25 protein-coding genes are annotated in these 24,208 nt (G+C 64.8%); 11 read left to right on the top strand and 14 right to left on the bottom strand.

Annotated features, from left to right (window positions below; translation table 11 throughout):
• Nucleotides 1-417, top strand: a 417-nt coding sequence (locus tag I6F09_RS36020; RefSeq protein ID WP_225190134.1) for a DUF2147 domain-containing protein, incomplete at its 5' end; no start/stop codon positions are given.
• 179 nt (nt 418-596) lie between these two features.
• Nucleotides 597-953, top strand: coding sequence for a hypothetical protein (locus tag I6F09_RS36015; protein WP_036012434.1), 357 nt, complete (start codon nt 597-599; stop codon nt 951-953).
• A 139-nt stretch (nt 954-1,092) separates the two neighbouring features.
• Here I6F09_RS36015 and I6F09_RS36010 read toward each other — a convergent pair whose 3' ends face one another.
• Both I6F09_RS36010 and I6F09_RS36005 read right to left on the bottom strand, forming a co-directional pair.
• Complete coding sequence (locus I6F09_RS36010) at nt 1,093-1,497, bottom strand: cupin domain-containing protein (RefSeq protein ID WP_036012436.1); 405 nt, start codon at nt 1,495-1,497, stop codon at nt 1,093-1,095.
• A 23-nt stretch (nt 1,498-1,520) separates the two neighbouring features.
• Entirely contained in the window at nt 1,521-2,219 is a 699-nt protein-coding gene (locus tag I6F09_RS36005; protein WP_036012452.1) for a ribonuclease activity regulator RraA, read from the bottom strand.
• Nucleotides 2,220-2,476: 257 nt separating this feature from the next.
• Between I6F09_RS36005 and I6F09_RS36000 the strand changes: the two genes are divergently transcribed.
• The 3 genes from I6F09_RS36000 to I6F09_RS35990 are packed head-to-tail and all read left to right on the top strand — an operon-like array spanning nt 2,477 to nt 5,045.
• Nucleotides 2,477-3,208 (top strand): allophanate hydrolase subunit 1, encoded by a 732-nt coding sequence (locus tag I6F09_RS36000; RefSeq protein WP_225190133.1) that lies wholly within the window; start codon nt 2,477-2,479, stop codon nt 3,206-3,208.
• The gene (locus I6F09_RS35995) at nt 3,205-4,242 is read left to right on the top strand and encodes a biotin-dependent carboxyltransferase family protein (protein ID WP_225190132.1); all 1,038 of its coding nucleotides are present in this window, start codon (nt 3,205-3,207) and stop codon (nt 4,240-4,242) included. Before I6F09_RS36000 ends, I6F09_RS35995 begins: the two co-directional genes overlap by 4 nt.
• Before the next feature lie 32 nt (nt 4,243-4,274).
• A complete protein-coding gene (locus tag I6F09_RS35990; protein WP_225190131.1) occupies nt 4,275-5,045 on the top strand; it encodes a 5-oxoprolinase subunit PxpA in 771 nt (256 codons plus the stop codon).
• A gap of 108 nt (nt 5,046-5,153) precedes the next feature.
• Here the strand turns inward: I6F09_RS35990 and I6F09_RS35985 are convergent, their stop codons facing one another.
• From I6F09_RS35985 to I6F09_RS35960, 6 genes are all read right to left on the bottom strand, one after another.
• Nucleotides 5,154-5,306 (bottom strand): hypothetical protein, encoded by a 153-nt coding sequence (locus tag I6F09_RS35985; RefSeq protein ID WP_036028094.1) that lies wholly within the window; start codon nt 5,304-5,306, stop codon nt 5,154-5,156.
• A 225-nt stretch (nt 5,307-5,531) separates the two neighbouring features.
• Nucleotides 5,532-7,148 carry a sulfite reductase subunit alpha gene (locus I6F09_RS35980; RefSeq protein ID WP_036012449.1) on the bottom strand — a complete coding sequence of 539 codons (1,617 nt, stop codon included), beginning with the start codon at nt 7,146-7,148 and terminating at the stop codon, nt 5,532-5,534.
• Entirely contained in the window at nt 7,145-8,929 is a 1,785-nt protein-coding gene (locus tag I6F09_RS35975; protein WP_225190130.1) for a NirA family protein, read from the bottom strand. Before I6F09_RS35975 ends, I6F09_RS35980 begins: the two co-directional genes overlap by 4 nt.
• Nucleotides 8,930-9,263: 334 nt before the next feature.
• Nucleotides 9,264-10,427 (bottom strand): CmpA/NrtA family ABC transporter substrate-binding protein, encoded by a 1,164-nt coding sequence (locus tag I6F09_RS35970; RefSeq protein ID WP_225190129.1) that lies wholly within the window; start codon nt 10,425-10,427, stop codon nt 9,264-9,266.
• Nucleotides 10,424-11,014 (bottom strand): ANTAR domain-containing protein, encoded by a 591-nt coding sequence (locus I6F09_RS35965; RefSeq protein ID WP_036012463.1) that lies wholly within the window; start codon nt 11,012-11,014, stop codon nt 10,424-10,426. Before I6F09_RS35965 ends, I6F09_RS35970 begins: the two co-directional genes overlap by 4 nt.
• A 247-nt stretch (nt 11,015-11,261) precedes the next feature.
• Nucleotides 11,262-11,825 carry a hypothetical protein gene (locus I6F09_RS35960; protein WP_225190128.1) on the bottom strand — a complete coding sequence of 188 codons (564 nt, stop codon included), beginning with the start codon at nt 11,823-11,825 and terminating at the stop codon, nt 11,262-11,264.
• Nucleotides 11,826-12,108: 283 nt separating this feature from the next.
• Here I6F09_RS35960 and rimO point away from each other — a divergent pair, with 283 nt between their 5' ends.
• Nucleotides 12,109-13,428, top strand: a complete 1,320-nt coding sequence (gene rimO / locus I6F09_RS35955) for a 30S ribosomal protein S12 methylthiotransferase RimO (protein WP_225190127.1) — start codon at nt 12,109-12,111, stop codon at nt 13,426-13,428.
• A 100-nt stretch (nt 13,429-13,528) separates the two neighbouring features.
• On the opposite strand, the gene I6F09_RS35950 is transcribed toward rimO, so the two are convergent.
• Nucleotides 13,529-14,470, bottom strand: coding sequence for a hypothetical protein (locus I6F09_RS35950; RefSeq protein ID WP_225190126.1), 942 nt, complete (start codon nt 14,468-14,470; stop codon nt 13,529-13,531).
• A 123-nt stretch (nt 14,471-14,593) separates the two neighbouring features.
• Between I6F09_RS35950 and I6F09_RS35945 the strand changes: the two genes are divergently transcribed.
• The 3 genes from I6F09_RS35945 to I6F09_RS35935 all read left to right on the top strand — a co-directional run bounded on the left by I6F09_RS35945 (nt 14,594) and on the right by I6F09_RS35935 (nt 17,950).
• A complete protein-coding gene (locus tag I6F09_RS35945) occupies nt 14,594-15,751 on the top strand; it encodes a tetratricopeptide repeat protein (RefSeq protein ID WP_225190125.1) in 1,158 nt (385 codons plus the stop codon).
• A 97-nt stretch (nt 15,752-15,848) separates the two neighbouring features.
• Complete coding sequence (locus I6F09_RS35940) at nt 15,849-16,490, top strand: hypothetical protein (protein WP_225190124.1); 642 nt, start codon at nt 15,849-15,851, stop codon at nt 16,488-16,490.
• A 269-nt stretch (nt 16,491-16,759) separates the two neighbouring features.
• The gene (locus I6F09_RS35935; protein ID WP_225138363.1) at nt 16,760-17,950 is read left to right on the top strand and encodes an acetylornithine transaminase; all 1,191 of its coding nucleotides are present in this window, start codon (nt 16,760-16,762) and stop codon (nt 17,948-17,950) included.
• A 113-nt stretch (nt 17,951-18,063) separates the two neighbouring features.
• Here the strand turns inward: I6F09_RS35935 and I6F09_RS35930 are convergent, their stop codons facing one another.
• The 3 genes from I6F09_RS35930 to pcsA all read right to left on the bottom strand — a co-directional run bounded on the left by I6F09_RS35930 (nt 18,064) and on the right by pcsA (nt 20,583).
• Nucleotides 18,064-19,038 carry a quinone oxidoreductase gene (locus I6F09_RS35930; protein WP_036012480.1) on the bottom strand — a complete coding sequence of 325 codons (975 nt, stop codon included), beginning with the start codon at nt 19,036-19,038 and terminating at the stop codon, nt 18,064-18,066.
• Nucleotides 19,039-19,123: 85 nt separating this feature from the next.
• Nucleotides 19,124-19,849, bottom strand: a complete 726-nt coding sequence (locus tag I6F09_RS35925) for a TerC family protein (protein WP_036012482.1) — start codon at nt 19,847-19,849, stop codon at nt 19,124-19,126.
• Entirely contained in the window at nt 19,846-20,583 is a 738-nt protein-coding gene (gene pcsA, locus I6F09_RS35920) for a phosphatidylcholine synthase (RefSeq protein ID WP_225145716.1), read from the bottom strand. Before pcsA ends, I6F09_RS35925 begins: the two co-directional genes overlap by 4 nt.
• A 129-nt stretch (nt 20,584-20,712) precedes the next feature.
• Here pcsA and I6F09_RS35915 point away from each other — a divergent pair, with 129 nt between their 5' ends.
• Nucleotides 20,713-21,897, top strand: a complete 1,185-nt coding sequence (locus tag I6F09_RS35915) for a UbiH/UbiF family hydroxylase (RefSeq protein WP_225190123.1) — start codon at nt 20,713-20,715, stop codon at nt 21,895-21,897.
• A gap of 227 nt (nt 21,898-22,124) precedes the next feature.
• On the opposite strand, the gene I6F09_RS35910 is transcribed toward I6F09_RS35915, so the two are convergent.
• Nucleotides 22,125-23,078: an AEC family transporter gene (locus I6F09_RS35910; RefSeq protein ID WP_225114988.1), complete on the bottom strand. Its 954-nt coding sequence runs from the start codon at nt 23,076-23,078 to the stop codon at nt 22,125-22,127.
• Between the two features lie 106 nt (nt 23,079-23,184).
• On the opposite strand from I6F09_RS35910, the gene hspQ reads away from it, so the two are divergent.
• Nucleotides 23,185-23,517, top strand: coding sequence for a heat shock protein HspQ (gene hspQ, locus I6F09_RS35905; protein WP_024341905.1), 333 nt, complete (start codon nt 23,185-23,187; stop codon nt 23,515-23,517).
• A 73-nt stretch (nt 23,518-23,590) separates the two neighbouring features.
• Here hspQ and I6F09_RS35900 read toward each other — a convergent pair.
• Nucleotides 23,591-24,208 (bottom strand): invasion associated locus B family protein (locus I6F09_RS35900; protein WP_225190122.1); only part of this gene is annotated, 618 nt, incomplete at its 5' end.

Genomic DNA, 24,208 nt, shown 5'->3' with positions numbered 1-24,208 from the left:
GCCCCGGCCGTGGCTGCGGCTCCGCCGGCCCCGCCTCCGCCACCTGCGCCTGCTCCCGCTCGCGTTCAGGCGGCCGCAGTGCCGCCTGCACCTGCAACTGCGCCGACGCGCGACCTCAATTCGCCGATCGGCGTCTGGCTCACCGAGGAGAAGGAAGGCAAGGTCCGCATCGAGCAATGCGGCACCAACCTCTGCGGCTATTCGGTCGACAGCAAGTCGAACCAGAACGGCGAGCAGGTGCTGATCAACATGAAGGCGGGCAAGGACCAGAAATGGTCGGGCCGCATCCTCGATCCCAACTCGGGCTCGACCTACGATTCGACGATCGCCATGAAGGGCACCGACCGGCTGCGCGTGCAGGGCTGCGCCTTCGGCGGCATGTTCTGCGGCGGCCAGACCTGGACGCGGGTGAACTGAGATCCGCCTGATCGTTCTTACGCAGACAAGGGGCCCGCGATGCGGGTCCCTTTGCTTTTGCGCCCTGCCGTGCCGGCGTGCGCAGGCTCACACAGCCTCCTGCGCACGTGACAGCCCTCACATTGCCGGTTCCGCGCACGTGTCACGGTCCCCCGCATGGTCAACCACAGGGGCGTGTCATGAACGTGCTTCGCAAGGCTCTATTCGCCACCGCCGTCGTCATCGCTGTCCCGCTCGCGCAGGCCGACGCTGCGACAAGCACGTTCGATGGCGCGTGGAACGTCCGCATTGCTTCATCAAGCCAGGCCTGCGGCAACGGCGCGACTGTCTCCATCGGCATCAATAATGGCCAGATCGCCTCGAGCAGCGCCGCGGTGACGGCGTCGGGACGCGTCGCCGAGGCCGGCAACATCAAGGTCACCCTGAGCACCGGCATCAAGCGTGCCATTGGCTTCGGCCGGCTCAGCGGCGCGTCCGGCTCCGGCACCTGGCGCGGCGCCATGTGCACGGGCACTTGGACCGCGGAGAAGATTTAGGTGCCGTGTCCCGGACAAGCGGCAGCGCGAAGCGTTGCCGCGCAGAGCCGGGACCCAGTGCTCTCAGTGGGTCGAAGATCTGGGTCCCGGATCGGCGACGCATCGCCTTGGGCGATGCGTCTTGTCCGGGACACGAGAGTCAGCCCACCGCCGCGCCATACTCCGCGTCGGTGACCGGCTCCAGCCAGGTCGAATAGACGCCGTCGAGCGCTTCCTGCATGGCGATGTGGCACATGCCGTTGGTCGGCGATGCGCCGTGCCAGTGCACTTCACCCGGCGGAATCCAGACGGTGTCGCCGGGACGGATTTCCTGGACCGGGCCGCCCTTGGTCTGAACGCGGCCGACGCCCGAGATCACGTAGAGCGTCTGCCCGAGCGGATGGTGGTGCCAGTTGGTGCGCGCGCCCGGCTCGAATGCGACGCGCGAGACGTTCAGCCGTGCAGGCGCCGGCGCCATGTTGATGGGGTCCTGCCACACGGTGCCGGTGAAGTGTTCCTTCGGCGCGCGGCGGGTCGGCCGCGTGCCGGCGAGCGTGATGTCCATGAGGGTCCTCGTTCCTTTGTCCGTTACTTCTTGCTGGCGGCGTAGCGCGCCTTGGTTTCGGCGTTCATGGGATAGAGGCCCGGCAGCACCGCGCCGTTGTTCACCTCATTGACGATCCAGGCTTCCATCCGCTCCTGCTCGACGCCCTCATTGAGGACGTGGTCGAGCATCGCCTGCGGGATCAGCACGCAGCCGTCCTGGTCGGCGACCACGATGTCGTTCGGGAAAACCGCCACACCGCCGCAGCCGATCGGCTCGCCCCAGCCGACGAAAGTGAGGCCCGCGACCGACGGCGGCGCGGCATAGCCGTCGCACCACACCGGCAAATTGGTGCCGAGCACGCCCTCGACGTCACGCACCACGCCGTCGGTGACGAGCGCGGTGACGCCGCGCTTGACCATGCGCGCGCAAAGGATGTCGCCGAAGATTCCGGCATCGGTGATGCCCATGGCATCGACCACGGCGATGCAGCCCTCCGGCATCGCCTCGATCGCGGTGCGGGTCGAGATCGGCGACGACCAGGATTCCGGCGTCGCCAGATCCTCGCGCGCCGGCACGAAACGCAGCGTGAAGGCCGGCCCCACCAGCCGCGGCAGGCCCGGCCGCAACGGCCGCGCGCCGCGCATCCACACATTGCGCAGCCCCTTCTTCAGCAGGACCGTGGTGATGGTGGCGGTGGTGATGCCGGCGAGGGTCTTGCGGGCTTCGGGGGACAGCGACATGGACGAGAACGAGCTCCAAGGTGCGGGACAGAACGCGCGCATCTTGCGAGCCGCGAGCTTTGCGTCAAGGGCCAAGAGGCTAGCAATTACGCAGGGCCGCAGCGCCGTTATGCGATGCGATAACAAGGCTTTATCGCTTCCCCTTGCATTAATTTATTGGACTTGTGGGCACATTTACGCGAAGCAGGGACAAGCGGAACTCAAGGTCGAGCCCGCATTCCCGAGAAGCCCGATTACGACAGCGCTCTGACAGCTCAATGGCCGCGACGCTTCCCCCGCCCCGCCTTCTGCCCAGCGGCGACAGTGCCGTCACGGTCGAGTTCAGCGGCACCATCGACGACGATGCCAACCAGCGCGTGCTGGCGCTCGACAAGGCGCTCGCTGCGACACCCATCGACGGCATCACCGAGACGGTGCCGACCTATCGCTCGCTGCTGGTCCATTACGATCCCGGCAAGATCGGCTTTGAGGCGCTGGGCGAAAAGATCCTCCCGATCGCCACCCGGCCGCTGCCGCCGGTCACCAAAGCGCGCCGCTGGCGCGTTCCCGTCGCCTATGGTGGCGAGCACGGCATCGACCTCGAGGACGTCGCCAAGACGTTGGGCACCACGCCGGATGACATCGTCGTCAGGCATTCGCGCGGCGACTATAAAGTCGCCATGATCGGCTTCACGCCGGGCTGGTCCTATCTCAGCGGTCTCGACAAATTCCTGCACATGTCGCGGCGGCAATCGCCACGGCTGCTGACGCCATCAGGCACGATCTCGATCGGCGGCGTCCAGGCCGGCATCCAGTGCCTGGCCGCCCCGAGCGGCTGGCACCTGCTCGGCCGCACCCCGGTGCGAACCTATCAGCTCCACCGCAATCCGACCTTCCTCACCGAGCCCGGTGACCGCGTCACGTTCTACCCGATCGACCACAAGACATTCGAGGACATGGACCGCGCTGCGGAAGCCGGCGAGATCGTCGCCGAGCAGGTGGACGCATGAGCCGGCTCGTGGTTGCCAGCATCGGCCCTGCCAGCTCGGTCCAGGACGGCGGCCGCCACGGCGCGCAGCGCTACGGCTTGACCGTGAGCGGAGCGATGGACCGGCTGTCGCTTGCGGCGGCGAACACGCTGGTCGGCAACGAGCCGTTCGCGGCCGCCATCGAGATCGGCCCGTTCGGTGCCTCCTTCACCGCCCGCGACGGCGCCGTGCGCGTGGCGATATCGGGCGCGCCGCGCAATGCGGACATCGCCGGCAGCGCGGTCGCGATGGACACCTCGGTGACGCTCAAGGATGGCGAGACGCTGACGCTCGGCTTTGCCCGCGGCGGCGCCTTCACCTATCTCGCGATCGAAGGCGCCATCAAGGGCGAGAAGGTCTTCGGCAGCCTCGCGGTGAACGCCCGCGCCGGCCTCGGCAGCCCCTACCCACGCCCGCTCCAGGCCGGCGACGAATTCACTGTGGATGCCGCGAGCGGTGCACCGGAGCTGCGCATCGAGCTGCCGAAGCCGGCGAGAGGTCCGATCCGCGTGCTGCTAGGGCCTCAGGACGACGAATTCGACGACGCCAACAAGGCGCTGTTCCTGGATAGCGAATGGAAGATCTCGGCGACCTCCGACCGCATGGGGTACCGGCTCGAAGGCCCTGCGATCAAGCATCTCCACGGCCACAACATCGTCTCCGACGGCACGGTCAACGGCAGCATCCAGGTGCCCGGCAACGGCGCGCCGATCGCGCTGATGATGGATCGCGGCACCTCCGGCGGCTATCCGAAGATCGCAACCGTGATCACGGCCGATATCGGCCGCCTCGCCCAGACCTCGGCAGGAACCGCGTTCCGCTTCAAGGCGGTCAGCATGGCCGAAGCGCAGGACGAGGCGCGCAAGTTCGCGCAAGCGATCCGCAGCCTGCCCGATCGTCTGCGCTCCTCCGATATCGTCGCCCTCAACATCGAGGCGCTCAGCGATGCTAACGTAGCGGGCTATGCGGTCAGCGCGGTCGATTCCCGGACGTGGCAGGTCACGGCGGAGCCGTAAGCGACAACAAGACCAGAGGCGGAGAGCAACCCATGAAGACAGTCGATCTGAATTGCGACCTCGGCGAAGGTTTTGGCGCGTGGGAGATGGGCAACGACGCCGCGATGATCGAGCTGGCAAGCTCGGTCAACGTCGCCTGCGGCTTCCATGCCGGCGACCCCGACATCATGCGCCGGACGGTGGAGCTTGCGAAGGCGCGCGGCGTCTCGGTCGGCGCGCATCCCGGCTATCGCGACCTGCACGGCTTCGGCCGGCATCCGATCGCAGGGCTCAAGGCCTCCGAGATCGAGAACCTCGTCGCCTATCAGATCGGCGCGTTGCAGGCGATCGCGACCGCGGCCGGCTACAAAGTCACCCATGTGAAGGCGCACGGCGCGCTCTCCAACGTCGCCTGCGAGGACGACATGACGGCGAAGGCGATCGCCGCCGGCATCAAGGCGGTGGATCCCAGCCTGATCTTCGTCGTGCTCGCCAATTCGAAGCTGGTGAAGGCCGGCGAAGACGCCAACCTGCCGATGGTGCACGAGGTGTTCGCCGACCGCGCCTATGAGGATGACGGCAACCTCGTCTCACGCAAGAAGCCCGGCGCGGTGCTGCACGATGCCAAGGCGATCGCCGACCGCGTCGTGCGCATGGTGCAGGACGGCGCGGTGGTGTCGGTCACAGGCAAGGTCATCAACATGCGCACGGATACGGTCTGCATCCATGGCGACACGCCCGGCGCGGTCGAGATCGCGCGCGGTGTGCGGCAGGCGTTGAAAGCTGCGGGGATCGATGTGGCGCCGTTCAAGCGCGGAGCGTGAGCAGGGTCGGTATCGTAGGGTGGATTAACGAAGCGTAATCCACCTCTTCTGCTGCAGCCATACAAGTGGTGGGTTACGCCTTCGGCTAACCCACCCTACGCAGACACATCAAAACGGGTGCACCGACAGCGTCCCGAACACGATCGCCGCGATCACCGCAAACGCGCTGTACATCGCAACGTGGTGCATGCTCGCCCCGGTCCGGCGCGAGAGCGAGCGCGCGTAGAAGTGCAGCCTGGCCTCCGCCGATAGTTCGCGCATGGTCGATCTCCAACGCCCCATTTGCGGGAGTATGAAGGATCAACCAGGGCGGGAGGCAAGACGGTGGCGGAAATAGCGATGGGGGTTCTCCGGAGGCCCCCCATCGCAGGTGCAAATTCTCTTCACCAGCAGGTTCCGAGAATCTTATTCGTTAGAATCCAAGCCAGTTGGAACCGGGACGGATGACAATCGGATGACGCCCAACCCCGAGAGGGAGTCGTCCGACTAATACACGTCAGCCTGGAAGCGGCCGGTCTTCTTGAGTTCGGCGACGAAGCTGACGGCCTCATCGGTCGAACGTGCCCCGAACTGGGCGACGATGTCGACCAGCGCGCGCTCGACGTCCTTGGCCATGCGCTTGGCATCGCCGCAGATGTAGAGATGCGCGCCCTCGGCGAGCCAGGTCCACAATTCGCGGCCGACCTCGCGCATGCGGTCCTGCACGTAAAACTTCTTCTCGCCGTCGCGCGACCAGGCCAGCGACAGGCGCGTCAGAAGCCCGGAGGTCTTCATGGCGTTGAGCTCGTCCTGATAGAAGAAATCGCAATCGCTGCGCTGATGGCCGAAGAACAGCCAGTTCTTGCCGGGCGCGCCGGTCGCCTTGCGGTCGAACAGGAAGGCGCGGAACGGCGCGATGCCGGTGCCGGGACCGACCATGATGATCGGCGTCTTCGGGTCTTGCGGCAGGCCGAAATTGTGCGCCTTCTGCACATAGACCTTGAGCTTCTCGCCTTCGTTGATCCGCTCGCCGAGGAAGGTCGAGGCGACGCCGAGCCGCCTGCGCTTGCCGATGACGTAGCGCACCGAGTCCACCGTCAGTGACAGCTTTCCCGGCGTCGCATTGTGCGAGGACGAGATCGAGTAGAGCCGCGGCTGCAGCGGCTCCAGCGCCTCGACGAAGGCCTCGGGATGCGGCCGCGTGCCGGAAAACTTCTGCAGTGCCGCCATCACGTCGAGCGTCGCGGCATCCCCATCGGGATCCTCTCCCTGCGCCAGCGCCCGCGCCTTCTCGCGCTGCGCGCCGCCGGTGATGAAGGAGATCAGCTCGAACAGCGTGTCGGGCGCCGGCGACAGCGAGACGTCGTCGATCAGCACCTCGCGCAGCGTCTTGCCGTTGACTTTGGTCGTGTGGGAGGCGCCGAGCAGCGCGATGATCTGGTCGACGAGGCCGACGTCGTTGCGCGGGAAGACGCCAAAACTGTCACCAACCACATAGTCGAGCTTGCCCTCGGAGAGATCGAACTCGATGTGATAGGTCTCCTTCTCCGACTTGCCCTTGTTGAGAAGACGGCGCGACAGGAAGGTCGCCTGGATCGGATTGTCCCGCGAGCGGCCGGGCTCTGCGATCGTCACGGTCACAGCCGGCGCCGGAGCGCCGGCCTTGTCGGTGCTCTTGTCGGTGGTCTTGGCCGCGGGCGCCTTGTCGAGCTCCTCGTACAGCGATTTCAGCATCCGCGCGGTTTCCTTGCCGCCGGGGACGCACAGATTGAGCCGCGCTTCGCTACGGCTCGCGATTGCTTCCGAATAATCGTGGCAATTGTAGCCGCACTGGCCGCAATCCTGCTGTGCCATCGCCGCCATCATCTTGCGGCGCAAGGGACGGCCTTCGGCAAGCTTCATCCGCTCGGCGATCGGCATGGTCTGGTCGTGCCACGGCGCTTCGCCGTCGTCGCCGTCACCGGCCTGCATGACGGCGGCGCCCTGCTCTGCCGACAGCGGCGTTGCGACGTCAGGCGACAAAAGCCCGGCAAAGAAGCCGTTCAGCCAGGAGCGCTGCGCATCCGAGAACGGGGCGCTGGCGGGGATGATATCGAGTTTCGGCGGAGGCGTGATCTGGTTCATGCGGACACCTGTGCATCGGCAAGCTTGCGCAGCGTTTCGCCGTCATGGCGGCGCGCGAAGGAGAGGAAGGTTTCGTCGGGCGAGGCGCGGTGGGCGAGATAGGCCTTGAGCAGCGCCTCGACCGTCTTCGGCGCGTCCTCGGCCTTGAGGTCGTGATAGACCTCCTGCCCGACATCGGCGTCGGGGCCGAACCCGCCGCCAGTGAAGAGGTGATAGCCCTCGACGGTGTCCTCCTCGTTCACGGGCACGCGCGCGCCGATCAGTCCGATGTCGCTGATGTAATGCTGCGCGCAGGAATGATGGCAGCCGGTCAGGTGGATGTTCACCGGCTTGTCCATCGCGACGCGCGGCTCGCACCAGTCGCCGATCTCGGCGGCATTGCGCTTGGTGTTGGACGCCGCGAAGCGGCAGCCGGCATTGCCGGTGCACGCGATCAGGCCGGCGCGGATGTGCGAGGCCTCGACCGCGAGCCCGATCTGCTTGATCGCGGCAATGGCGAGCTCGACATTCGCGTCGCGCACGCCCGAGATCAACAGGTTCTGCCAGACCGTGAGCCGGATCTCGCCGTCACCGAGATCCTGCGCCACTTTGGCGAGGCCCCGCATCTGATCGGAGGTGAGCTTGCCGAGCGTCAGCGATACGCCGATCCAGTTGAGGCCGTCCTGCTTCTGCTTGTGCACGCCGATATGGGCCATGCGGTCCGCCGCGGGCCGCGGCGCGAACGCCTCTTCCGGCACGCGCGTGAACGGCGTCTTCAACCGCTCCTCGACCAGCTTGAGGAAGCCGTCATGGCCCATCGCGTCGAGCACGTATTTAAGCCGTGCCTTGTTGCGGTTGGTGCGGTCGCCATGCTCGATGAACACGCGCACGATGGCGTCGGCGACGGCGGTCGCCTGCTCCGGCTTGACGATGATGCCGGAATATTTCGCAAAGTCTTTGTGACCGGTGATGCCGCCGAGGCCGAGCCGGAACCAGACGCCGGGCTCGACGCCGAAACCGTCCTTTACCTCATAGGCCGTGAAGGCGATGTCGTTGGTCTCTTCAAGCACCGCGATCCGGCCGGCGCCGTCGAAGGCGACGTTGAACTTGCGCGGCAAACCGTAGAGCGAGCGGTCGTTGAGGATGTGGTAGTGCCACTCGCGGGCATAGGGCCGCGTGTCGATGATTTCCTGCGGATCGATGCCGGCGGTCGGCGTTCCCGTCACGTTGCGGATGTTGTCGGCGCCGGAGCCGCGCGAGCACAGGCCGAGCTCCTGGATGCCCTCGATCATTCTGATCGCGTGCTTCGGCGGGATCTCGCGCAGCTGGAGATTGGCGCGCGTCGTCACGTGGCTGTAGGGGCCGCAGAGCTCGTCGGCGAGATCGGCAAGGCCCGACAGCTGCCAATGCTTCATGATGCCGTTCGGGATGCGCAGGCGGCACATGTAGGAGTCCTGCGTCGGCGCGACATAGAAGATGCCGTAATAGCGCCAGCGGAAATTGTCCGCCGGGCTCGGCGGGGTGTTGTCGAGGGCCTGCTGGCGCAGCCGCGGATAGGCGTCGAAGGGGTGCTCGTCGCGCTTGACCTTCTCCTGATCGGCGAGCTTCTTGCCCGATGCGATCACCTTGTCCTGCGCCTTGATGTGCACGGCATCGGGACCCACAGGCTCGGCATTCGCCTTGCTGCTGCCGCCACCACCAAGGCCGCGGCCGACGCGGCTGATCTGCAGGCCGGTCGTGAAGCCTTCGAGATAGCGTTTCTGCTCGTCGGTAAAGTCGACTGAGACCGTATCGATTTTCATGGTGTGTAACGAAGCTCCTGCGGCCACCTTCGGTGGCTTCGACGGATTGGGCGACCCGCGAGGAACGTCAGGCTGGCTCAGGAGCCGGCTTCGTCACCCACGGTCCGATCAGCTTCGTTGCTGCGGGACTTGGCTCAGCAGGCACCTATGACAAGCTGGCCGCAGCGCAACATACAAGTTGCGTGCCAGCTTGGTTGAAATAAAAACCACTGAAGTTTCAGATAATTACGATGGGACCCGGAAACTGCCGGCTTGGGAACTCTCCCGAAATACGAGCAGCCAGCTCAAACATTAGCCAAGGATCTTAGATGCTCAAAAGCGAAGCAGCCGCGAATCAGGCCTTCCAGCGCCCGACGCCAAAGGCCTCGAGATGCCCGCGGATATCGGCGGGGTCGAAGGCCGGACCGGCAAAGGCGCCGAACGCTGCGGGAGCCTCAAGCGGCGCCCTGTTGCCGAGCGCCGCGTCGTAGAGATCGGGCCTGAACACCGCCATCGCCGTCTTGACCCCGTCGGGGGTGAGCGCCGTTTGGCCCCAGCGCACCATCTGCGCATAGAGCCAGGCGGCCTGGACCGGATCCGGCCGCCCTGCCCCTTCGCGTCCGACCAGCAGGTAGCGGCCGCTTTCGCGGAAGGTGCCATCGGGCGAGATCTTCAGGCGCCCGGTGAGGGTGCGTTGGATGACCTCGGCGTCGACGCCGATCCGTTCGGGTTGCGCCAGGATCTGCGCCGCCTCGGTCCGGTTCTCGGGATGCTCGATGAACTCGGCGGCCTTCACGGCTGCCCGCACCAGGGCTGCAACCACGTCCGGGTTCTTGTCGGCCCAGGTCTGGCGGATCGCCAGCACCTTCTCCGCCGCACGGACCAGAATGTCGGCGACGAAATGCAGGATATGGCCGATACCGAGATCGACCGCGACCGAGTTCCAGGGCGCGCCAACGCAGAACGCATCGACATGGCCGTTCTTCAGACTGTCGACCATGTAGGGCGGCGGCAGCACCACGAGGCGCACGTCCTCGTCGGGATCGACGCCCGCCGCCGCCATCCAGAACCGCAATTGATAATTGTGGGTGGAGAACGGGAAGGTCATGCCGAAGGTGAGCGGCTCGGCCCCTGCCGTGCGGCGCTTGGCAACCACCTTCGCCAGCGCTTTCGCCGTCGCCATCGGGTCGAAGCGATCGCCGTCGATCTCCTCCATCAGCGCGGCATGGAGCGCCGGCGACACCGTGATGGCATTGCCGTTGATGCCGAGATTGAAGGCCGCGGCGATCGGCACCTTGACGTGGCCGAGGCCGAGCGAGGACGCGATCGCCACCGGCGCGAGCAGATGCGCGGCATCGAACAGGCCGATATTGAGCTTGTCGCGGACGTTGGACCAGGAGACCTCGCGCACCAGCTCGACCTCGAGCCCCTCGGCGGCGGCAAAGCCCTTGTCGACCGCGACGATCAGCGCGGCGGCATCGACCAGCGGAATGAACCCGATGCGGAGGGGGACGGTCATTTCAGCATCTCCGACGCGGTGATGATCGACTGCGCGATCTCGCCGATTTTCTTCTTCTCGCGCATCGCGGTGGAGCGCAGCAGCACATAGGCCTCGTCCTCGGTCAGGCCCTTCACCTTCATCAGAATGCCCTTGGCGCGCTCGATGATCTTGCGGTCCTCGAGCTGCGACTTGGTGCGCTCCAGTTCCTCCTGGAGCTTGGCAAAGGCGTTGAAACGGGACACGCAAAGGTCGAGGATCGGCTTGATGCGCTCCTTCTTCAGCCCGTCGACGATATAGGCCGACACCCCCGCCTCGACCGAGGCCTGGATCGAGGCTGAATCGCTCTGGTCGACGAACATGGCGACCGGCCGCTTCACCGCGCGGCTGACCTGGAACATCGCCTCCAGCACGTCGCGGCTGGGGTTTTCGAGATCGATCACGATGATGTCGGGGTCCGCCGCATAAATACGGGCCAGCAGGCTCTGCATCTCGCTGATATGGACGACTTGGGTAAACCCGGCCTCGCGCAATCCCTCCTCCAGGATCGCGGCCCGGATCGGGCTTTCGTCGACGATCACGATTTTGGGCGACTGTTCGGCGCTCATGGCTCACTCACGGCAGCTGATTCATCCATAGCACGCCGGATCGCCCTGCAAAGGGTTGTAATTATGGGCAATTGGGACTAGCTCAGGCCGGTCAATCAGGCAGATTAGATATGGATCAGACGGCTGCGCCCAAGGTCAGCTTCGGGTCGCTCGGGTGTCCCTGACACGACGAATGTAAACTCTCCGTGCCGCCCTCCCGCAAGAAAACGCTCGCGCAGCCTTCAGCTGCGAAGCAGAACTCATGCTCTCACGGAATCTTCGCGCCAACGATCATCTTGTCGAGAAGTGGCACCGCGGCCAGCACCGCCGCCTCAGTGCGGCCGGAGACCGCTAGCCGCACGACGTAGGAATTGCCGTCCTTGTCGAGATCAGCGTAATGCGCGATCACTTCAACCGGCTGGTCCTTCAAGGATGGATTGTCGTAGCGGTTGATGATGACCTTCGGGTTGACCGAGGGGAGCGTAGTGATCTTGGCATGGTCGCCGGATGTCGTCGCCCAATCCTTATCACTCGTTGCGATCCATTGAACCAGTTCGGTCCGGTCCTCGTTATAGCGGCCTTCGGCATAGATGATTGCTTCTGCTTTACCGAATGTCTTCCCTTTAGGAACGAACATCGATGCGCCGTATTTGAGACTCGCGGCCTCATCCCTCGTCCACCCGTCGGGTGCCTTCACGCGAGGCCTGAATTCCGGACACAATCGTTCCTGCCGATCGCAGACATGGATGATCTTGTCGACTTCAGCGCGGGCCGGAAACATGGCGCCATAGGAAACGGTAACGAAAGCCAAGCCGAAGATGAAGCGGCGCATCGTGGTAAAGCTCCGTGAAATCAAGCAAGAAACCGAATAACAACCAAAACGGGCGTGTTCGAGCAATTCACCTCGGATCCTCCACTCGCTCGATCCGAATGAGCTTCCAGACCAGGAACCGTCAGTCAGTAATACCGTCGCTGGTGACTGGCCGATCACGACGCCAACTACGCGCGCGTACTGCTTTAGCCACGCGCCGCATACGTTAGTTGTTGAATTTCGCCATCGGTTCAATTACTTGGATCGCAAATCCAGACAATTCAGATAGGCTCCAGGCGATTACATGGACAGAGCGCCGCGCATTTCATTCACGTCACTCGGGTGTCCCAAGGCCTTGGTGGATTCCGAGCGCATCATCACGCGGCTGCGCGCGGAGGGCTATGAGCTCGCCCGCAAGCATGACGGGGCGGACATCGTCATCGTCAACACCTGTGGCTTCCTCGACAGCGCCAAGCAGGAATCGCTCTCGGCGATCGGCGAGGCCATAGCCGAGAACGGCAAGGTGATCGTGACCGGCTGCATGGGCGCGGAACCGGAAGCGATCGAGCAGGCCTATCCGGGCGTGCTGTCCATCACCGGCCCGCAGCAATATGAGAGCGTGCTGGACGCCGTGCACCGCGCGCTGCCGCCGGCGCACAATCCGCATCTCGACCTGGTGCCGCCGCAGGGCATCAAGCTGACCCCGCGCCACTACGCCTATCTGAAGATTTCCGAGGGCTGCAACAACCGCTGCACCTTCTGCATCATTCCGAAGCTGCGCGGCGACCTCGTCTCGCGCCCAGCCGATGACGTGCTGCGCGAGGCCGAGCGCCTCGTCGGCGCGGGCGTCAAAGAGCTCCTGGTGATCTCGCAGGACACCTCAGCTTACGGCGTCGATCTCAAATATGCCGAGAGCCCGTGGAAGGACCGCCAGGTCCGCGCCAAATTCCTCGACCTCGCGCGCGAGCTCGGCGAGTTGGGAGCCTGGGTCCGGCTGCAATATGTCTATCCCTACCCGCATGTCGACGAGGTCATCGCACTGATGAACGAGGGCAAGGTACTGCCCTATCTCGACATCCCGTTCCAGCATGCGAGCCCCGAGGTGCTGAAGGCGATGAAGCGTCCGGCGGCGCAGGACAAGACGCTGGCGCGGATCAAGCGCTGGCGCGAGGAATGCCCCGATCTCGCCTTGCGCTCGACCTTCATCGTCGGCTTCCCCGGCGAGACCGATGCCGACTTCGCCTATCTGCTCGACTGGCTCGACGAAGCCGAGATCGATCGCCTCGGCTGCTTCAAATACGAGCCGGTCGCCGGCGCCACCTCGAACGCGATCGAAAACCCGGTGCCCGAAGAGGTCAAGCAGGAGCGCTACAACGCGCTGATGGCCCGGCAGCAGAAGATCTCGGCGCGCCGGCTGAAGCGCAAGGTCGGCACGCGGCAGCAGGTCATCATCGACGAGGTCGGCCCGACCGTCGCCAAGGGCCGCTCCAAAGCCGATGCGCCGGAGATCGACGGCGCGGTGTACCTGACGAGCCGCCGCCCGCTGCGCGTCGGCGAGATCGTCACGGCGAAGATCGAGCGCGCCGACGCATACGATCTGCACGGCAGCGTCGCGGGGTTCTGACCGCGTTCCGTCATTGCGAGCGTAGCGAAGCAATCCAGAATCCCTCCGCGGGAACAGTCTGGATTGCTTCGCTACGCTCGCAATGACAGTGTGGAGACAATCACGCCAGCCATTTCGGCACCCAGCGCTCCGGCCTTGGTGCACGGGCGAGATCGGCTTTCGCCTCGGAGAGCAATGCCGGTTCGCCGTCGATGGTCGGGCGTACATCGTATTCGAAGCTCGGCATGACGCGGCCGTCGGTGTAGAGTCCGAACCTCATCGCGTACCATAACCCGAGCTCAGGCTGAGCCTTCCACATCTGTTCGCGCAGCTCGCGCAGCAGGGATTCGATCGAAGCGGCTTCCTCGAACGGCTGCGGCCCGCGCGTCAGCACGCGCGCTTGGTATTGCTTGCCGACGATTGCGACCTCGAAACGCGTCTTATCCCAGGCATTCTTGCCCTTGGGCAGATGGGCGGCCAGCCGCCAGCCGAGTTCGGCCATCATGCGATGGTTAGCCCAATAGTCCTCGCGGTCCCGGCTCCATTTTTCCATGAAGCCGCGGAAATCAGGCAGCTCCGGGGGCCCGTCGTCACACGCCGCCTTGTCGCCAACGGGCTGTCCAGCGAGCCATTGCGCAAGTTCGACGGTCTGAGGCTCGACGTCGTCATGCGGCTTCAGATCGCTCCAGGCCCTGTCGAATTGCTGCGACGTCAGCCTCGTCAGCAGCGCATCGAGGCTCGGCGCCAGCAATTCGTAGTCACCCTCGGATCCCAACCCGACGATCGGTGGATTGTCACGATCAAGACCCGCGCCATACCAGCCGCCAACGGCCGAGCCGTCAGGCAGGCGCATGAATAGCGAGAACCGGTCGCGCAAGGAACTGCCGTCGACGATCGGCGCGGAGTCCGAGAATTGGCCCTGCAGCGAGAAGCAGCCGACGCTGCCCCAGGGACGCCCCTTCAGCCAGGCCGCAAAGTCGACCAGCAGCGGCGGCGCCTCGATGCCAGGCGGAAACGCGCCGCGAATGCTGTCGAGATCGATCGGATAGGGCGTATCGGACAAGGCTTTGAGCTATCTGGTTGGTCCCGCCTTCTTGGTCTGGGCGGTGATGCATTCGGTTCGAACCAAGTCGCGTCCTTCGATCACAAACGCGCTAGAGGCGCAATGGTTTCGACGCGAGAAACAATGAAACACGATGAAACGTCAGGGATTCTCCTCAAGCGGTCCGCACTCGGCCTGACGATAACCCTGCTCGCGCTGCCGGCCCCCGCCGACGCACGATCACCATCCGCCGCGCAGGCTCGCCAGTGGTGCTTCGCAAATGACGGCGGAGGCAGTGACGACCGGCGCTTCGCCGGCTGCTCGGCCCTGCTCAAGGCCAATCCCGACGATGTGCACGCGCTCGCCAATCGCGGCGAAATGTTTCGGCGACGTGGCGAGCCCGAGCGCGCCGTGGCGGATTTCAGCCGTGCCATCGACCTCGGTGCGAAGGATCCCGACATCCTGTACAATCGCGGCATCGCCAATGACGATCTCGGCGACGCCGATCGCGCCATTTCCGACTACACGCGCGCCATTCGGCTGAACGCCCGCGACCCGCTCTATTTCAACAACCGAGGCAACTCCTACATTCACAAGAACGCTTACGAGCTCGCGATGGCCGACTACGATCGGGCCATCAAGCTCGATCCGAAATTCGCGCTCGCCTATTTCAATCGCGGCACCGCCTTCAGCAACCACGGCGACGATGCGCGTGCACTTGCGGACTTTAATCTGTCGATCAAGTTCGACCCGAACTACGGGCCGGCCTACGGCAACCGCGCCCGCATTTATCGCGACCGCGGCGACCGCCCCCGAGCGCTGGCCGATTTCGCCAAATCGGTCGATCTCAGTCCGAACAACGACCGCGACTACTATGCGCGCGCGAACATGTATTTCGATACGCACGATTATGCGCTGGCACTCGACGATTACGACCGCTCCATCAGAGCGAATGCGAACCACGCGGACGTGTTCAATTCGCGCTGCTTCACCCGCGCGATCGTCGGCCGCCTGCAGGAGGCGCTGGCCGATTGCGAGCAGTCGCTCAAGATGGCTCCCAACGATGCCTACACGCTGGACAGCCGCGCCCTTGCCCATCTCAAGCTCGGCAACCTCGACGCGGCGATCGCCGATTACGATGCGGCGCTGAGCATCAAGCCGGGGCTCGACGGCTCGCTCTACGGCCGCGGACTGGCGAAGCGCAAGAACGGTGACAGCGAAGGCGCCGAGCGCGACATCGCGGCCGCAAAGGCGATCAACGCCGGCATCGCCGATGTGTTCTCGCACTATGGCGCGGAGTAAGCGTCACGTTAGGAATGTGACACTATAATGCATTCACGCAGCGGTCACGGACTCGGCCTAACTCTGCCCGCGTCTTCAACGCGAGCGAGGGATGAGGATGAGCCGCCTCTCGGACATGCTGCGCACGCAGCGCTTCGACGATTACCGCTTCTACCACCAGAGCACCGTCAACCAGACGCTGCACCTGATCAGCGCCGTCATCTTCCTCGGCTGCTACGCCCTGCTGATCAAGGACCCTGCTCTCGCCGGCATCGTCGGCTGGCTCGCGATGCTGACGCGACAGACCGGGCATTTCTTCTTCGAGCCGAACGGCTATGACGCCGTCAACGACGTCAGCAACCACTACAAGGAAGCGGTCAAGGTCGGCTACAACCAGACCCGCAAGATCGTGCTGCTGCTGGTCTGGGGCAGCGCGCCGCTGGCGCTGTTCGCTTTTCCGACATTGTTCGGATTGTTCGATGCGCCGGCGTCCCGCCTCGATTTCATCCGGCATGTCGGCGCGCTCTGGCTCGCCATCGGCATCGGCGGCGGACTTGCGCGCATGCTGCAGCTCTTCGCCACCCGCGACGTCACGACGGGCCTGGTCTGGGTGTTCAAGGTGCTGACCGACCCCTTCCACAACATCGCGCGGTACTGGAATTCGCCGCTCAAACTGCTGCGCGGCGAGCTGATCGACACCGCGATCGCGGACGCGGATTGGGGCGGTGAAGAGGCCGAGGAAGCCGCCCACCCGACCTGACCGATACACGCTCGGCGAGCAACTTGCAAAATGCCTGCTTGACAAGTCCTGCCATTCGGCTGTACGGACGCGCCCCATGATCAACGCCCGGACCAACCAGCGCACCGAAATGCTCCGCCGTCGCTCCCGCGACGACGAGAGGGTGCGCCATGTCCGAGGACGCCGCTGAACCACTGAATTCAGCTAGTTTTCGAGAAGGCCGCACCCGCAAGGTGCGGCCTTTCTGCTTTTTGCGCCCTTTTTCCACCCCGCCTCCAGAGGAGTACGACATGACCACGCATCCGTATGACGCGCTGATGGACATCACCGCACGGCCAAAGACCGTGTTCGTCCGCGGCGCCGGCTCCTACCTCTGGGACGACAGCCGCAAGCGCTATCTCGATTTCGTGCAGGGCTGGGCCGTGAACTGCCTCGGCCATTCCCCGCCCGCGATCGCCGATGCGCTCGCAGCTCAGGCCAAGCGGCTGCTGACGCCGAGCCCGGCCTTCTACAACGAACCGAGCCTCAAGCTGGCGCAGGCGCTGGTCGAGCACAGCGCGTTCGATCAAGTGTTCTTCGCCAATTCGGGCGCTGAAGCCAACGAAGGCGCGATCAAGCTCGCGCGCAAATATGGCAGCCTGCACAAAGGCGGCGCGTTCGAGATCATCAGCTTCGAAGGCGGCTTCCACGGTCGGACGCTGGCGACGATGTCGGCCTCGGGCAAGAAAGCGTTCGAGCCGCTGTTCGAGCCGAAGGTCGCGGGCTTCAAGAAGGCCAAGCTCAACGACATCGGCTCGGTCGAAGCCCTGATCAACGCCAACACCGTCGCCGTGATGCTCGAGCCGATCCAGGGTGAATCCGGCGTGTGGCCTGCGACCGATCAGTTCCTGCAGCAGCTGCGCGCGCTGACCGAGGCGCACGGCCTTTTGCTCATCTTCGACGAGATCCAGACCGGCATGGGCCGGACCGGAAAGCTCTTCCATTACGAGCACACCGGCATTGCGCCCGACATCATGACGCTCGGCAAGGGCATCGGCGGCGGCGTGCCGCTCGCGGCCCTGCTCGCGACCGAACGCGCGTCATGCTTCGAGCACGGCGACCAGGGCGGCACGTTCAACGGCAACCCGATCATGTGCGCGGCGGGCCTCGCGGTGCTCGAGGAGGTCAAGAAGCCCGACTTCCTGAAACAGGTCGCCGAGACCGGCCTCCTGCTCGAAAGCGACCTGCAGAAGGTCTCGGCCCGGCATGGCCTCGGTGGCGTGCGCGGACGCGGCCTGTTGCTCGCGCTCGATCTCAAGCTGCCGATCGCACCCGGCATCGTCGCGCAGGCGTTCGAGGCCGGCGTGCTGCTGAACGCCCCGCAGGTCGACAGCTTGCGCTTCATGCCGGCGCTGAACGTCACGAGGAGCGAGATCGCCGAGATGATCGAATGTCTCGACGCGATCTTGACCAAGGCCGGCGCGGCAAGACGCGTCGCGTAGTGCTGTAGGGTGGGCAAAGCGAAGCGTGCCCACCATTTTTCACCGCAATGAAGATGGTGGGCACGGCGCTCCGCGCCTTTGCCCACCCTACGAAACCGCCGATGCCGAAAGAGCTACGGCTTCAAGATCGAAGCCCCGGTGGTCTTGCGGCTTTCGAGATCGATATGCGCCTTGGCGGCGTCCTTGAGCGCGTAGGCGTGGTTGATCGGCACGTGCAGCTTGCCGTTGATGACCGCGGCGAACAGGGTGTCGGCACCTTCGAGCAGTTCCTTGCGCGTGCCGACATAATCGTTGAGCTTCGGCCGCGTCGCGAACAGCGAGCCGTGATTGTTGAGCTCGGCGATCGCGAACGGTGGCACGGGGCCCGACGCATTGCCGAACGAGACGAACATGCCGCGCGGCTTCAGGCAGGACAGCGAGCCCGGGAACGTCGCCTTGCCGACGCCGTCATAGACGACGTCGCAGCCCTCGTTACGGCTGATCTGCTTCACGCGCGCAACGAAATCCTCCTCGTTGTAGAGGATGACGTGATCGCAGCCATTGGCCTCCGCAAGCTCGGCCTTCTCGCGCGAGCCGACGGTGCCGATGACATGCGCGCCAAGCGCCCTCGCCCACTGGCAGGCGAGCAGGCCGATGCCGCCGGCGGCGGCGTGGACCAGCACGCGATGATGCGGCTCGACCTTGAAGGTCTTGTGCAGGAGATACCAGACCGTCAGCCCCTTCAACATCAGCACGGCACCCTGCTCGTAGGTGATGTGATCGGGCAGTTTGACCAGCTTCTCCCAGGGGATGTTGCGCTCGCCGGTATAGGCGCCGAGATTGTGGTAATAGGCGACGCGGTCGCCGGGATGAAAATTCGTCACGCCTGGCCCGACCGCGACCACCTCGCCGGAGGCCTCATTGCCGGCGATGAAGGGCAGCCCCGGCGCCTTGTAGAGGCCGGTGCGGTAATAGACGTCGATGAAGTTGAGGCCGACCGCGTGCTGGCGGATGCGCACCTCGCCGGGCCCGGGCGCCGGCACGTCGACGCTCTCATAGACCAGGGCTTCGGGGCCTCCGACCTTGTGCACACGGATGGCTTTCGTCATCACCTGACCTCCTCTTCGTGCGGCTGAGCGAAAGCTATCGCGCCCGCCTTGTCAACTCGACGCCGACTGGAACGACCCAACGCGACTACTTGGCGGCTTTCCGGCGGTTGCGCCTGGCCAGCACGTTGAAGAACTCCACCGCCGCCGAGAACGCTATTGCGAAATAGATGTAGCCGCGCGGAATGTGGAAGTGGAATCCGTCCGCAACCAGCGCGACGCCGATCAACACCAGGAAGGCCAGTGCCAGCATCTTGGTGGTCGGATGCTCCGCGACGAATCGCGCCACCGGACCCGCCGAAACGTACATGACCGCGCATGCGATCACGACCGCCGCGATCATGATCTTGATGTCCTCGGCCATGCCGATCGCAGTGATGATCGAGTCCAGCGAGAACACGATGTCGATGATCACGATCTGGACGATCACCCAGAAGAAGGCGCTGCCTGTGGAGTCCTTCTCGCTCGCGTCGTGATCGGATTCGACCTCGCCGTGAATCTCATGTGTGGCCTTGGCGATCAGGAAGAGGCCGCCGCCGATCAGGATGAGATCGCGCCAGGAAAAAGCATAGCCCTGAATCGAGAGCACCGGAGCGGTCAGGCCGATCAGCCAGACCAGGAGACTGAGCAGGATGAGGCGAAAGACCAGTGCCAGCGCAAGCCCGATCTGGCGGGCGCGCTGCGCCGGTTTCTCGGGAAGGCGCGAGACGAGCACCGAGATGAAGATGACGTTGTCGATGCCGAGCACGATCTCGAGCGCCGTCAAGGTGAGCAGCGCGGCCCAGGCTTCCGGGCTGGTCAGCAGCTCCATCACGCCGATAATCTCGCCAGGGATTTCGCCAACCGGATCAAGGCATCGCTGAAGCTGATCCAGAGCGCGATGGCGCAGAGCACGATGGTCACCCCGGTGCCGACGCGAAAATCCATTTGCAGCGTGTAGAAGGCGAGCAGCGCCCAGACCGCGATCAGCGACATCGTCAGCCAGCGCAGCCGCACCACTCTGACAGGGTGCAGCACATGGAAAGGCACGAACGTCAGCACGACCAGCGCGGCGACCAGCAGCGTCGCCCATAGCGGCGGCCAATGCAGCAGGAACAGATAGAACGCGGCCGCGTTCCAAAGCGCCGGGAAGCCGCGGAAATGATTGTCGTCGGCCTTCATGCGCTGGTCGGCGAAATACAACGCGCTGGTCACGATGATGGCGATGCCGAGCAAGGGAGCCGCTACCGGCAGCAGCATGCCGCTCGCGACGATCGCATAGGCCGGCACGAAGACATAGGTGCAGAAGTCGACCACGAGATCGAGCACGTCGCCCGACCAGTTCGGCTGCACGTTCTTGACGTCGAGCCGCCGCGCGATCGGCCCGTCGATCGCGTCGATGATCAGGGCGACGCCCAGCCATTGAAACATCGCCGCCCAGTGCTCGCGCACGGCCTCCAGCATCGCCAGGAGCGCGATTGCCGCGCCGAAGGCGGTGAAGATGTGCACCGAGAAGGCTGCGGCGCGGATCACCGGTCTCGGCTTCAGGGAATCCTGCTGAATATCCATGGCTTCTGCTATCAGAATGCGACCGGTTTGCACATCCGCCATTGCGGCGCACGATCGCAAAATTCGCCATAAAATCAGGGAAATATAGGTGGGCTTGAATTTGCCGCCCGGCGTGTCAAATGTCGTTCCATGATAGACGCATCGACACTCCATGACGCGGCCGTGATCGGCGGCGGACCTGCCGGCCTTGCCGCGGCGATCGCCCTGGCGCAGGCGGGTGCCCGGACTGCACTGGTGGCGCGCCGCGTTCCCTATGCCGACAATCGCACCACCGCATTGCTCGGCGCCTCCATCGATCTATTGGAAGGCCTCGACGTCTGGTCGCGCTGCAGGGACAAGGCGGCTGCGCTGGAAGTCATGCGCCTCGTCGACGACACCGGCCGGCTGTTCCGCAGCCCCGAGGTGCGCTTCTCCTGTCACGAAATCGGCCTCGATGCGTTTGGCTACAACATCGACAACCGCTCGCTGATGCTGGCGCTGGAAGCGCGCGCGGCCGAGCTGCCCAATCTCGTCCGCTTCGACGACGAGGCCGAAAGCGTCGTCATCGAGGCCGACGACGTCGCGCTGCGCACGGCGTCCGGACAGTTTCTCTCCGCTCGCCTCGTGGTCGGCGCCGACGGCCGGCACTCGCTGTGCCGCGAGGCTGCTGGCATCGCCGTGACGCGGCGCGAGCTGAACCAGACTGCGCTGACCTTCAACATCAGCCATGCCCGGCCGCATCGCAACGTCTCGACCGAGTTCCACACGCCGCACGGGCCTTGCGTGTTCGTGCCCCTGCCCGGCGACCGCTCCAGCATCGTCTGGGTCGCAGCGCCTGCGGAGGCTGAACGGCTGCGCGGCTTGAGCGACGAGGCGCTGTCGGCGGCGATCGAGAAACAGTCGCATTCGATCCTGGGACGGATGAATGTGGAGCCTGGCCGCAACCTGTTCCCGCTCACGATCGAGCGTCCGAAATGCTTCGGCCGCGACCGTATCGCGCTGGTCGGCGAAGCCGCCCATGTGGTGCCGCCGATCGGCGCCCAGGGCCTCAATCTCGGCCTGCGCGATGCCGCCGACATTGCCCGGCTCGCGGGCGAGGCCATCGCCGCGGGACAGGATCCCGGCGCCGACGATGTGCTCAAGCGCTATGACCGCGCGCGGCGTCCGGACATCTTGAGCCGTACCTTTGCGATCGACATCGCCAACCGCTCCTTGCTCAACGACTTCCTGCCGCTCCAGCCCGTCCGCGCCGTCGGCATGCACCTCCTCGGCGCCGTCGGCCCGCTCCGGCGCTTCGCCATGCGCGAAGGCCTGACGCCGACCTGGCGCAGGTAGCTCCGAAGCGCGTTAGGTTGGACGACTTCACCGCTGGCTCGGTGCAACCTCTCCCGCTTGCGGGGGAGGTCGGCGCGAAGCGCCGGGTGGGGGCTCTCTCCGCGACGGGATTTTTTCTGCACTCTCGACAATCCCGACGCGGAGAGAGCCCTCTCCCCGACCCTCTCCCGCAAGCGGGAGAGGGAGCGCACCGGCCCGCGGAAGAGATCAAGCCAATCTCATCACCATCAAGGAAACGCCAACCGTCCCGTCTGGATCGCCCACATCACGCTGGTCAGCGTGACCACCGAGGCGAAGGTGCCGAGCAGCACCGCGACGGAGGCGGACTCGATCCAGGCATCGTTCTGCCGGGCGATGACGAACACGTTGAGCGCCGGCGGCAGCGCGGCCATCAGCACGGCGGTGGCGGCCCAGGGCTGCGCGAACGGGCCGAACGCCAGCATCAGGGCGAACGCCGCGAGCGGATGGATCAGCAGCTTGACCGCGATCACGCCCGGCACCTCCCACGGCACCCGATCGAACGGGCGGAGCGCCACGGTCACGCCGAGCACGAACAGCGCGGTCGGCGCGGCCGCGTTCTGCAGGAAGGTGATGGTGCGGTCGAGCGCGACCGGCAGCTCGATATGCAGCGCCGCCACCGCCGCTCCGAAGCAAGCCGACATGATCAGCGGATTGAGCACGATCTGCTTCAGCACGACGCCGAAAGCATGGACGAGCGAGGGATGGTCGCGGTCGGAAAGCTCGATCAAGAGCGGCACGATCGTGAACAGGAAGATGCTGTCGCAGCAGAAGATCAGCGCGGTCGGCGCAGCCGCCTTCGGCCCCAGCACCGCAAGTGCGAGGCCCGGGCCCATATAGCCGATATTGCCGTAGCCGCCGGAGAGGCCCGCGAGCGTCGCTTCGCGCAGCGTCAGCCGTCCGAATAGCTTGCCGACCACCAGTGCCAGCGTGAATGCCGCGACCGTCGCCAGCGTCGTCGCCACCAGGAACGGCGGGTTATTCAATTCCGAAAACGGCGTCTTCGACATGATCGCAAACAGCAGCGCCGGCAGCGACACGTAGAGCAGGAAGAAGTTCATCCAGGCGAGCCCCGATTCCGGGATGGACTTGACCTTCCCGCAAGCGAAACCGACGAAGATCAAGCCGAAATAAGGCAGCGCCAGATTGAGGATATCGACCATTGCTGAAGTTTTTTCTGAAGGCTTGGGGGCTATCCGCCCCGGAGACGAAGGTTAATTCCAGCTGAGGGCACTAGCATCGGCCACAATCCTGGTCTATCGACGGGGGATGATTAAAGCGCGGACCGCCAAATTCCAGATCGGACAGGTCGTTCGCCACCGGATCTTCTCGTTCCGGGGGGTGATTTTCGACATCGATCCGGAATTCAACAACACCGAGGAATGGTGGTTGTCGATTCCCGAGGAAGTGCGGCCCCACAAGGACCAGCCGTTCTATCACCTGCTCGCGGAGAACGCGGAATCCGAATACGTCGCCTATGTCTCGGAGCAGAACCTGTTGCCGGACGATTCCGGCGAGCCGGTCCGGCATTCCCAGGTCGCCGAGATCTTCGTCAAGGACAAGGCCGGCGGCTATCGCCCGCGCAATCCCTCGCTGAACTGATCGTCGTGATCGTCGGCCAGCAAAAAAGGCGCTCGAACCGAGCGCCTTTTTCACGTCCGGGATTTTCTCCCGATTACTTCTGACCGGTCGGAGCCGCGCCGGGCGCGCCACCACCCTGCTGCTCGAGCTTCTTGCGTTGCTCCTCGGCCTTCTTCTGCAGCTCTTCCTGCAGCTTCTTCTGGGTTTCCTCGAACACCTTCGGATCGGTCGGCGGACCGTCATAGGCCTTCTGGAATTCGCCGGCGAGCGGCAGCGGCAGCGTCAGCGGCGCGCCGTTGGCATTGATCGCCTGGACAACGAGATTCTGGCCCTTCTTCATGTTGTTGATGAGCTCGGGCGTGGCCTCGTAGTCGGACATGCAGCCGTTCTGGAAGCAGATCACATAGGGCTGCTGCAGCGGCGCGTTGCTGTCGACGATGATGCGGGTGCCGTGCACGAGCTGCATGCCGAGCGGCAGCGTCACGCGCAGGATCTTCTTGGGCTCGCCTTCCGGCTCGATGATCACGGCCGCGATGACCGGCTGGCCCGATTCGATACGGCCGTCCTTGCCGGTGAAGCAGACCTGCTTGGCATTGGCGTCCTGGCCCTTGAGGCAGAACTTGGTCCAGGGCGCATAGATCAGCTGGATCTGCTGATCGGCGGGCTGAGCTGCACCCTGCTGCGGGGCGCCTTGCTGCGGGGGAGCCTGCGG

It is taken from the genome of Bradyrhizobium sp. IC3195 (genome assembly GCF_020193585.1).
Taxonomy (GTDB): Bacteria; Pseudomonadota; Alphaproteobacteria; order Rhizobiales; family Xanthobacteraceae; genus Bradyrhizobium; species Bradyrhizobium yuanmingense.
This window is presented reverse-complemented; position numbering and strand designations above follow the sequence as displayed.

What these genes read in the sequence shown, in the direction of transcription:
- I6F09_RS36015 (WP_036012434.1), top strand. Translation starts at nt 597, where the DNA reads ATGAACGTGCTTCGCAAGGCTCTATTCGCCACCGCCGTCGTCATCGCT.
- I6F09_RS36010 (WP_036012436.1), bottom strand. Translation starts at nt 1,497, where the DNA reads ATGGACATCACGCTCGCCGGCACGCGGCCGACCCGCCGCGCGCCGAAG.
- I6F09_RS36005 (WP_036012452.1), bottom strand. Translation starts at nt 2,219, where the DNA reads ATGTCGCTGTCCCCCGAAGCCCGCAAGACCCTCGCCGGCATCACCACC.
- I6F09_RS36000 (WP_225190133.1), top strand. Translation starts at nt 2,477, where the DNA reads ATGGCCGCGACGCTTCCCCCGCCCCGCCTTCTGCCCAGCGGCGACAGT.
- I6F09_RS35995 (WP_225190132.1), top strand. Translation starts at nt 3,205, where the DNA reads ATGAGCCGGCTCGTGGTTGCCAGCATCGGCCCTGCCAGCTCGGTCCAG.
- I6F09_RS35990 (WP_225190131.1), top strand. Translation starts at nt 4,275, where the DNA reads ATGAAGACAGTCGATCTGAATTGCGACCTCGGCGAAGGTTTTGGCGCG.
- I6F09_RS35985 (WP_036028094.1), bottom strand. Translation starts at nt 5,306, where the DNA reads ATGCGCGAACTATCGGCGGAGGCCAGGCTGCACTTCTACGCGCGCTCG.
- I6F09_RS35980 (WP_036012449.1), bottom strand. Translation starts at nt 7,148, where the DNA reads ATGAACCAGATCACGCCTCCGCCGAAACTCGATATCATCCCCGCCAGC.
- I6F09_RS35975 (WP_225190130.1), bottom strand. Translation starts at nt 8,929, where the DNA reads ATGAAAATCGATACGGTCTCAGTCGACTTTACCGACGAGCAGAAACGC.
- I6F09_RS35970 (WP_225190129.1), bottom strand. Translation starts at nt 10,427, where the DNA reads ATGACCGTCCCCCTCCGCATCGGGTTCATTCCGCTGGTCGATGCCGCC.
- I6F09_RS35965 (WP_036012463.1), bottom strand. Translation starts at nt 11,014, where the DNA reads ATGAGCGCCGAACAGTCGCCCAAAATCGTGATCGTCGACGAAAGCCCG.
- I6F09_RS35960 (WP_225190128.1), bottom strand. Translation starts at nt 11,825, where the DNA reads ATGCGCCGCTTCATCTTCGGCTTGGCTTTCGTTACCGTTTCCTATGGC.
- rimO (WP_225190127.1), top strand. Translation starts at nt 12,109, where the DNA reads ATGGACAGAGCGCCGCGCATTTCATTCACGTCACTCGGGTGTCCCAAG.
- I6F09_RS35945 (WP_225190125.1), top strand. Translation starts at nt 14,594, where the DNA reads ATGAAACACGATGAAACGTCAGGGATTCTCCTCAAGCGGTCCGCACTC.
- I6F09_RS35940 (WP_225190124.1), top strand. Translation starts at nt 15,849, where the DNA reads ATGAGCCGCCTCTCGGACATGCTGCGCACGCAGCGCTTCGACGATTAC.
- I6F09_RS35935 (WP_225138363.1), top strand. Translation starts at nt 16,760, where the DNA reads ATGACCACGCATCCGTATGACGCGCTGATGGACATCACCGCACGGCCA.
- I6F09_RS35930 (WP_036012480.1), bottom strand. Translation starts at nt 19,038, where the DNA reads ATGACGAAAGCCATCCGTGTGCACAAGGTCGGAGGCCCCGAAGCCCTG.
- pcsA (WP_225145716.1), bottom strand. Translation starts at nt 20,583, where the DNA reads ATGGATATTCAGCAGGATTCCCTGAAGCCGAGACCGGTGATCCGCGCC.
- I6F09_RS35915 (WP_225190123.1), top strand. Translation starts at nt 20,713, where the DNA reads ATGATAGACGCATCGACACTCCATGACGCGGCCGTGATCGGCGGCGGA.
- I6F09_RS35910 (WP_225114988.1), bottom strand. Translation starts at nt 23,078, where the DNA reads ATGGTCGATATCCTCAATCTGGCGCTGCCTTATTTCGGCTTGATCTTC.
- hspQ (WP_024341905.1), top strand. Translation starts at nt 23,185, where the DNA reads ATGATTAAAGCGCGGACCGCCAAATTCCAGATCGGACAGGTCGTTCGC.